The organism is Lentzea albida (assembly GCF_900111005.1).
In the GTDB taxonomy this organism is placed as follows: domain Bacteria; phylum Actinomycetota; class Actinomycetes; order Mycobacteriales; family Pseudonocardiaceae; genus Lentzea; species Lentzea albida.
The window spans coordinates 183,403-191,956 of sequence record NZ_FOFV01000012.1 but is presented as its reverse complement, the minus strand read 5'-3'; the positions used below and the strand labels follow the sequence as shown (position 1 = coordinate 191,956).

General features: G+C 70.3%; 7 protein-coding genes. 1 reads left to right on the top strand and 6 read right to left on the bottom strand.

Annotated features, from left to right (window positions below; translation table 11 throughout):
- Nucleotides 1-68 precede the first annotated feature (68 nt).
- The 6 genes from BMY74_RS28000 to BMY74_RS27975 form a co-directional block, all read right to left on the bottom strand.
- Nucleotides 69-1,919, bottom strand: coding sequence for a hypothetical protein (locus BMY74_RS28000; RefSeq protein ID WP_089921388.1), 1,851 nt, complete (start codon nt 1,917-1,919; stop codon nt 69-71).
- A 48-nt stretch (nt 1,920-1,967) separates the two neighbouring features.
- Nucleotides 1,968-2,480 carry a YbaB/EbfC family nucleoid-associated protein gene (locus BMY74_RS27995; RefSeq protein ID WP_089921386.1) on the bottom strand — a complete coding sequence of 171 codons (513 nt, stop codon included), beginning with the start codon at nt 2,478-2,480 and terminating at the stop codon, nt 1,968-1,970.
- A gap of 52 nt (nt 2,481-2,532) precedes the next feature.
- Entirely contained in the window at nt 2,533-3,288 is a 756-nt protein-coding gene (locus BMY74_RS27990) for an ESX secretion-associated protein EspG (protein WP_089921382.1), read from the bottom strand.
- Nucleotides 3,285-4,922 carry a PPE domain-containing protein gene (locus BMY74_RS46685; protein ID WP_089921379.1) on the bottom strand — a complete coding sequence of 546 codons (1,638 nt, stop codon included), beginning with the start codon at nt 4,920-4,922 and terminating at the stop codon, nt 3,285-3,287. Before BMY74_RS46685 ends, BMY74_RS27990 begins: the two co-directional genes overlap by 4 nt.
- 43 nt (nt 4,923-4,965) lie before the next feature.
- Nucleotides 4,966-5,346 carry a hypothetical protein gene (locus BMY74_RS27980; protein ID WP_089921377.1) on the bottom strand — a complete coding sequence of 127 codons (381 nt, stop codon included), beginning with the start codon at nt 5,344-5,346 and terminating at the stop codon, nt 4,966-4,968.
- Nucleotides 5,347-5,768: 422 nt separating this feature from the next.
- Nucleotides 5,769-6,530, bottom strand: a complete 762-nt coding sequence (locus BMY74_RS27975; protein WP_089921375.1) for an ESX secretion-associated protein EspG — start codon at nt 6,528-6,530, stop codon at nt 5,769-5,771.
- 416 nt (nt 6,531-6,946) lie between these two features.
- Here BMY74_RS27975 and BMY74_RS27970 point away from each other — a divergent pair, with 416 nt between their 5' ends.
- Entirely contained in the window at nt 6,947-8,524 is a 1,578-nt protein-coding gene (locus BMY74_RS27970) for an MFS transporter (protein WP_089921373.1), read from the top strand.
- The last annotated feature ends 30 nt before the right edge of the window (nt 8,525-8,554 follow it).

Below are 8,554 nucleotides of genomic sequence, written 5' to 3'. Positions count from 1 at the left end.
GAGTGGCGATTCTCCAGAACTGCGTCAGAACGAGGCGGGATCGGGGGATCCCGGCTGTTGGCTGGGTCTTACTCTGTCGGCCGGACGGAACGCTCGTACGAGGCGGCACCGCCGGTGGCCTCGTAGGACTGGAGGGGCTCGCCCGACATGAGCGGGTTGACGCTCTCGTAGTGGGCGGGCTCCGCGTCGACGCGCGCATACACCTCACGCGGCTGCGACGGCTCGAGAGCGTCGTAGGCGTGCGACATCTGCGTGCGCGCGAGGGGCTCGTAACCCGACTGGGCCTGCAACGGCTCCGACGGGGCCTCCGGGCTGATGTACATCTCGCGCGCCTGCATCGGCTGCACGGGCTCGTGCATCCCGCCACCACCCGAGGTCATGCTGACGCCCGAGACCATCGTGGAGTCCGAAGCGTCCACGCGGGAGAACGCCATGGGCGCCTGGACGGCCTCGGCGCGCTGGAACGCCATCGGGGCCTCCACGGCCTCCGCCCGCTGGAACGCCATGGGCGCCTGCACGGCCTCGGCCCGCTGGAAGGCCTGGACCGGCTGCAGCGGCTCCGCGGGGATCGACCGGCTGACGGCCTGCATCGGCTGCAGCGGCTCGGCGTCCACGAGCCGGGCGGCCTGCATCGGCTGCAGCGGTTCCGCCGCGATGCGCTGCGCTGCCTGCATCGGCTGCAGCGGTTCCGCCGCGATGCGCTGCGCTGCCTGCATCGGCTGCAGCGGCTCGGCGTCCACGAGCCGGGCTGCCTGCATCGGCTGGAGGGGCTCGGACGCGAGGCGCTTGGTCGCCTGCATCGGCTCGGCCGCGTCCATGGCCTTGAGCGCGTGCGTGGGCTGCATCGGCGTGCCCGCGTCCCTGGCCCTCAGCGTGGCCGTGGCCTGCATGGGCTCGCCCGCGTCCATCGCCCTCAGCGTCGCGTTCGGGAGGGTCGCCGCCACGGCGTCCTGCTGGACCATGCCGACGCGGGCGTTCGGGAGGGTCGCCGCGGTCGCGGTGGCGGTCGTGTCCGCCGCGGTCTTGCCGTCGGTCGCACCGGGAGGCGTGTTGCCGCCACCACCGGCGCCGCCGCGGTTCGCCATGGCCTCGTCGATCTTGTCGTTGACGCCGTCCTGCGCCTTGTAACCCTCGTAGGTGATCTCGGCGACGTCGGCGGAGTTCTCGAACCGCTCCCAGCCCTTGCTGACCTTCTTGGTGATCTCGTCGAGGTCGCCGATGCGCTTCATCTGACGGCCGAGGGCCGCGACGACGCGGGCGACGCGGGACGCGATGTTCACGCCCAGGGCGACGGCCTTGCCGACGGCGAAGCCGCAGAAGATCGGGATCGACGCGCCGAAGGTCGGGATCATCATGGCGGCGGCGATCAGCGCGCCACCGATCAGCGAACCGATCAGCTGGGCGATCAGGTCGCGGACGATGTCACGCAGGACCGTGACGAGCATGCCCATGATCGCGACGATCTTGGCCTTGGTCTCGACCGCGTTCGCGAGGTCCTCGAGCTCGTGGGTCATGTTGTCCATCGAGGCCTTGAAGCGCTCGGAGGACGCACCCGTCCAGCCGTCGAACGTCGCGAGGCCGCTCTTGTGGTCCTCGGCGAGCACGCGGAGCTCGGCCGCGCGGGCCTTGTTGGCCTCGACGTTGGCCTGGATCTCCTCCGGGTTGCCCATCACCTGGTTCAGGGCGTCGCGCAGGAACGACACGTGCTCGATCAGCCAGCCGACACCGGCGCCGATGATGCTGCCGAGCGGGTCGATCGCGAGCATCACCGTGGCCGAGGCCGCGCCGATGGCGTTGAACGTGATGTCCAGGGCCTTCTCGGTCTCGGACTCCGCGTCCTTGCTGATGCCGTCGATCAGGCTGCCGTAGGCCTCGATGAACAGCGAGCCCTTGAGCTTGTTCTCCTCGGTGATGTGCATCCCGGGAGGAGACGAGATTGGAGTTTCCGGCGCGGTCATCGCTGTTCCTTACCAGGGCTGGTTGTCGTCGTCATCGTCGTCGGCCGCGCGGGGCCTGCCGCGGACGGGCGCCGGCTGGGGCGCCGCCGCGGGACGGCTCGCGGGCGGCGGAGCCGGAGCAGGTTCCGGCTCGTCGTCGACCTCGTCGTAGTCGTCTTCGGTGTCCTCGTCGACCTCGTCGTCCGGGATCGAGTCCGACACCATCTGGTAGGCCTCGGTGCCCTCGCCGAGAGGCTTGAAGAGCTCGAGGACCTGCGTCGCCGCCTGCTTCTGGGCGGCGCGCGCGGTCTCCAGGATCAGCGCGGTGAGCCGGGGACCGCCCAGCTCGACCGCGCGGTGTCCCAGCTGCAGGTTCTGCAGGCCGCCGTTGGGACCGACCGTCACCGTGACCGAGCCGTCCTTCGACGTCACGGTGGCGGAGGCCGCCGCGAAGTTCTCCGTGAGGTCCTCCGACTTCTGCTTCAGGTCGGCCAGCTTGGCCTCGTACTCTTCGACCCACTGATACGGGTTCGCGGCAGTCACACGGTCCTCCGGCGGCGGCGGTTCAATTGCGGTCGGGCTGTGGTGCGTCAGATCACGCGAGCACAGCGTTGATTCGGGTGGCGATGCGGTCGTTGTCGGTGGGCGAGAGGCTCATCCAGCCGTCCGAGTTGACCATCAGGTAACGGCCCTGGTGGGTGTCGAACCAGTTGATGACGACACCGGACCGCTGCCGGCCCTGGGTGACGCCGAACTGGCCGCCCGCGACGCGGTTGGACGCGAGCTCCTCGAACTGCTTCGCGTCCTGGGCGGACAGGCCGGCCTGCTGCAACGCCTCCTGGTCGTCCAGGCCGCCGTCACCGAACAGGTCGTCGGCGTCCTTCGCGTCCTCGGCCTCCTGGAGGGCGACCGCGTCCTGCAGGGACTGGACCCGCACGTTCACCGCCGTGCCCGGTCCCGGCACGGCGTCGGGCAGGACCTTGACGATCTCGCGGGCGATGCCGGTCTCCCGGATCTCCAGCAGCCCGACCCGGTCGCCGTCGATGATCGCCAGCGCGGCGCGCTCGCCGTTGGAGACGGCGAGCGCGCGCACGGTGCGGTCGAGACCGGCGACGGCGTCCACGGACACCTTGTGGTCGTCGAGCAGCCGCAGGAAGTCCTCGAGGCGGTGGTTGTCCACGAGCCCGCGCGAGCGCAGCTCGTCCAGCGTCCTCGTGACCAGCACGCGGCGTTCCTGCTCGGTCGCGCCCTCGCTCGGCACGTCCAGCGGGTACGGCACCCTGCCGAGCCGCAGGTCGTGCCACAGCACGTCGAACTCGAGCGGCGAGAGCAGGAACTCGGGCGTGATCACTGCGACTCGGCCCCCTTCTGCTTCTTCACCTTCGCGGCACCGATCACCGACGGGGGCAGGTTCTCACCGGGGACCTCGAACAGGTCGCCGCCCATGATGTAGCTGGCGGAACGGTGCTCCTTGTCCTCCTCGCCGCGGCCACCGGCGGGAGCGCCACCCATCGGCGCGCCACCCATGCCCGCACCCGCGGCCGCGGCGCCACCGGGACCCATGCCCATCGGCATGCCCGGACGGCCGCCCTGGCCCTGGACACCGGCCGCGCCACCGGGCTGCATGGCACCGGCCGTGCCGGCGCCACCCGCGCCACCGCCGAAGCCGCCACCACCGCCACCCGCGCCCATCTGCGGGGAGTAGGGCATCGGGCCCTTCATGCCGCCACCGGCACCGCCGCCGCCACCAGCGCCGCCACCGGCACCGCCGCCCGCGCCACCGGGACCCGTGTAGCCGGGAGCCGTGGGCGAGTAGGGAGCGGCACCGCCCTTGACACCCTGCGGGGTGTAGCCGGGGTTCTGCGGGTTGTAGTTCGGGTTCGCGACGTCCTTGCCCACCACCGGAACCTTGGGGACGTTCTGGTTGTTCTGGCCGGAGGTGTTCCTGCTGCCGCCCATCTGCGGCGTGTAGCCGGGGGCCGTGGGCGTGTAGGCCGCGGGGCTGCCGCCACCGCTGCCGCTGGTGTACGTGCTGCCGGAGGTGTTCTGGGGCGTGTACCCCGGAGCGGTCGGCGTGTACGCCGCGGCGGTGTTCGTGCTCGTGTTGCCGAAGTTGTTGCCGCCCATCTGCGGGGTGTAGCTGCTGCCCGCGCCACCGCCGGCACCGCCACCGGAGCTCGCGGCCGGGTTGTAGCCGGGCGCGCTCGGGTTGTAGGCCGCCGCGGCGGGCTGGTTCGCGCCACCCGCACCGGCACCCGCGCCGGAACCGGTCGGGGAGCCGACGGGGGCCGTCGCCGTGCCCGCGCTCGCGGCCTGGGTGGTCATGAGGCCGTCCACACCGCCGGTGAACGCGGCCACGTCGGACTGCGGCAGCGCCAGGACCGGCTCTTCGACCTTGCCGGTGTTCGGGTTGAACGGGGGCTTGAACGCCGGCGTCGACGAGTCGATCTGCCGGGAGTTGTTCTCCATGTCGGTCATCACGGTGACCGCCTGTTCGTGCGCCGCGCGCGAGGCGGCGTTGGCGAGCGCGATGTCCGCGGAGGCCAGCACGAAGGCGGGCGTGCCGGGCTGGGAGAGCGCGGCCGTGGCCTTGGCCCAGTCGAACTGGACCGGCTGCGGCATCTGCGCGCGGGCGGTCTCCATGACCCGGCCCTGGTCGGCGACCTTGTTGCCGACCTCGACGGCCGTGCGGGCGGTCTCGTCGACCCAGTCCCCGAGCTTCTTCATCGCGGCACGGGCGGCCTCGGCAGCGTCGCCGGTCCACTTGGACTCCGACGAGGTGATGACCGAGTTGATGGTCCTCGACGCCTCGGTCAGCTCGTTGCCGTACTTGCCCCAGTCGGAGCTGATCTGGCCGGCTTGACCGGGGTCGTTGTTGTTGTGCACCGCGGCATAGAGCTCTTGGTGCGATCGGGACGCCCAGTTCTGCGGGTCCGTGAGGACCGGGACGTTCTCGACCTCGCTCGGGTCGGTCTCGGGGGGCATGACCGGCTCGCCTCTCACGTCGTTGGATCAGCTGGCCACAAGATCAGCTGTTACCCATGTGCTTCTTCAGTTCGGCCTGCTGGTCCTCGTCGAGCGCCTGGAAGTTCCCGATCGCTTCGACGATGGAGTTCTTCGTCTGCTCGAGAACCGTGCGGTAGGCGGTCATCACGCTGACGAACGAGTACTGCTCACCCTCGGCCCGATGGGTGAACTTGTCGCGCATCTTGTCGCCCACCGGGTTCGCACCCAGCGGAGCCGGCCGGGCGATGCTGGTGTTCGCACGCTGGATCCACGTGTCCACCTGATCGATCTGGGCCTGCAGCTGCTTGCGCAGGTCCTCGCCCGCGGTCGGGTCGATCTGGACCTGACCCGAGCGGACGGTCTCGCTCAGCGGGACAGCGTCTTTGTCACCGACGATGTACATGCGGGCAGTATCGGGTGTGTTTTGGTGCATCGCTGACTTTGACGCGAACGAGTTGCCAATTGAGACCCGCCTTCACAATGCGTTGCCGCGTACCAAAACGGGCCACTACCAGGTGAACGTCGTGTAACGACGTGATCGTTTGCCCTGGTTGTGGGAGCGCTCTCGGGTTGCTGCCCGTACGGGCTTCCGATCTCTGTTCACATCCCTGGATCGGCCCTTGACCACGCCTGGATGTGACCTAAATCACAGTGGCTATTTAACCGGGATTTAGGGCTGTCTTGAGGTCGTCACCGGCTGGTTCGGCTTTCACCGGATCGGCTGAAACGATCGGTGGGCGCAGAAACGCGGGCGCACCCCTCAGAGTACGCCCGCGATGTCCGTTTTGGATCATTGTTGTGCGCCACGACGCATGATGTTCACGATCAGGCCAGCACCGCGTCGATCCGCGTCGCGATGCGGTCGTTGTCGCTGGGGGACAGGCTGAGCCAGCCGTCCGAGCGGACCATCAGGTAGCGGCCCTGGTGGGTGTCGAACCAGTTGATGACCACGTCGGCGCGGTGCCGGCCGTGCGTGACGCCGAACTGGCCTCCCGCCACGCGGTTCTGCGCGAGCTCGTCCATCTGCCTCGCGTCCTGAGCGGACAGTCCGGCCTTCAGCAGCGCCTCCCGGTCGTCGAGCTCCTCGTCGGCCGCACCCCAGGGGTCCTCGGACTCCTCTTCCTGCTCCGCCTCCTGCAGTGCGACGGCCTGCTGCAGCGTCTCCAGGCGGACGGACAGCGCGCTGCCGGGCCCGGCCACGCCGTCCGGCAGCACGCCGACGATCTCGCGGGCGAGCGCGGTGGGCCTGATCTCGGAGAGGCCGACGCCGTCACCGTCGATGACGGCCAGCACGGCCTCCCCGCCGCTGGCGGCGGCCAGTGCCCGGACGGTCCGGCCGAGCCCGGCGACGGCGTCCACGGACACCTCGTGGTCGCCGAGCAGCCGCATCAGGTCCTCGAGCCGGGGGTCGTCCGCGATGCCGCGTTGCCGCAGTCCGGCGATGGTCCTGTCCTGCAGCTCCTTGACGTCTCGCTCGGTCGCTCCTTCGCTGGGCACGTCGAGCGGGTACGGCATTCTGCCGAGCCGCAGCGTCTGCCACAGCACCTCGAACTCGCGGGTCGACAGCAAGTACTCGGGCGTGATCACGAGTGCTCGGAACCTTTCTGCTCTGCCTGCTTTGGGCGCAGTATCGGGCAGAAATGCGCAATCCGTTCCTGATCGTGCGAATGCCCACCCGGTTGAGACGGAATGTTCACAATGTGGGTCGATGCCCGCAATCGGCCCGCTTTGGCGGGCGGCGACCTGGGAGGGGCTTGTTCGCGCGGGATTTGGGAGCGCTCTCATCGGGTCGTGTGGACGGTCGGGAGAGGCTCGTTCGCCCGCGTCGGAGGGGCCTCCGGACTGACTCGCTGTGATGTAAATCACACAGTGGGTGAGTGCTGACGCTGTCCGATACGTCCGAATGGGGCTGGGGCGGGGTCGTCCGGTCTCCCGCGGTCGCAGTCGCCGGGCACGGCGGCCCGTGCTCGGCAGCGCGCACCCGCAGGTGTGAGGATCGACGGGTGACTGTCTCCCCGTGGGCGCCCCTGCGTCGCAGCGCGTTCCGTGCGTTGTGGCTCGCCCAGTTCGCCTCCAACATCGGCACGTGGGCGCAGACCGTCGGCGCCCAGTGGCTCATGGGTGACCTCGGCGGCAGTGCCCTCCAGGTCGCCCTCGTCCAGACCGCCACGACGCTGCCCGTGTTCCTGCTGGTCGTGCCCTCCGGGGCGCTGGGCGACATCCTCGACCGGCGGCAGGTGCTGATCGCCGGCCAGGCGCTGATGCTCGCGGGCGCGGGCGGGCTGATGCTGCTCGCGGGTACGGACAGGGCGACCCCGGCGAGCCTGCTCGGCCTGCTCGCGCTCATGGCGGTCGGGCAGGCGCTGTCGATGCCGTCGTTCCAGGCCATCCAGCCGGAACTCGTGTCGCGCGAGGAGATCCCGCAGGCCGCTCTCCTCAACGGCGTCAACATGAACGTCGGCCGCGCCATCGGCCCCGCGCTCGGCGGCCTGCTCATCGCGCTGGCCGGCTCGGAGGCGACGTTCGCGTTCAACACGGTGAGCTTCTTCGGCGTGCTGATCGTGCTGGCGCGGTGGAAGAGGCCGTCCGACCACCGTCCACTCGGGACGGAGCACATCACGACCGCCATGCGCACGGGCGCCCGGTACGTGGGCAGCTCACCGCTGTTCCGCCGGGTGCTCACGCGGCTCACGCTGTTCATCGTGTTCGGCAGCGGCCTGTGGGCCCTGCTCCCGGCGATCGCCCGCGGCCCGCTGGAACTCGACGCCAGCGGCTACGGCGTGCTGCTCGGCAGCGTCGGCGCGGGCGCGATCGGCGGCGCGTTCGTGGTGCCGAAGCTGTTGCAGCGCATGAGCAAGAACAGCATGGTGCTGCTCGCGACGTTCGTCTACGCCGCCGCCACCAGCACCGCGGTGCTGACCAGGAGCTTCCCGCTCGTGATCGTGGCGATGCTGCTGACGGGCGCCTGCTGGATCGCCACCCTCTCGACGTTCAACGCCACCGCCCAGGTCCTCCTGCCGGCCTGGACCCGAGCGCGCGCCCTGGCCTACTACCAGCTGATCCTCATGGGCGGCCAGGCCCTCGGCGCCGTCGTGTGGGGCGCCATCGCGGACGCCTACGGCCTGCAGGTGGCCATGATCGTGCCCGCGGCGGCCATGGCCGTGCTGGCACTGGCGGCCACGCGCTGGCTGCCGCTCAACGACCGCCCCCTCGACGTCAGCCCCGCCACGTACTGGGAGGAACCACCGGAGATCACCGACACCGAGGCGGGCCCCGTCCTGGTCACGGTGGAGTGGTCCGTCGCCCCGGAGAACGAGGAGGCGTTCATCGAGGCCATGCAACGGGTCGGCAGGGCACGGCGGCGCACCGGCGCCACGATGTGGGGCCTGTTCCGCGACACCGAGGAGGTCGAGACGTTCCTCGAGACCTTCACCGTCGCGACGTGGCACGAACACCTGCGCCAGCACGTCGAGCGCGGCACCGTCGTGGACCAGCAGAACCAGGACGTGGCCCGCGGACTCGCCAAGGGGCCGGCGCGGGTGCGGCACCTGCTGTACGCGGAGCCGACCAAGCCGGAGTGAACGGCCATAGGCGCGGGCTATGAGCGGAAG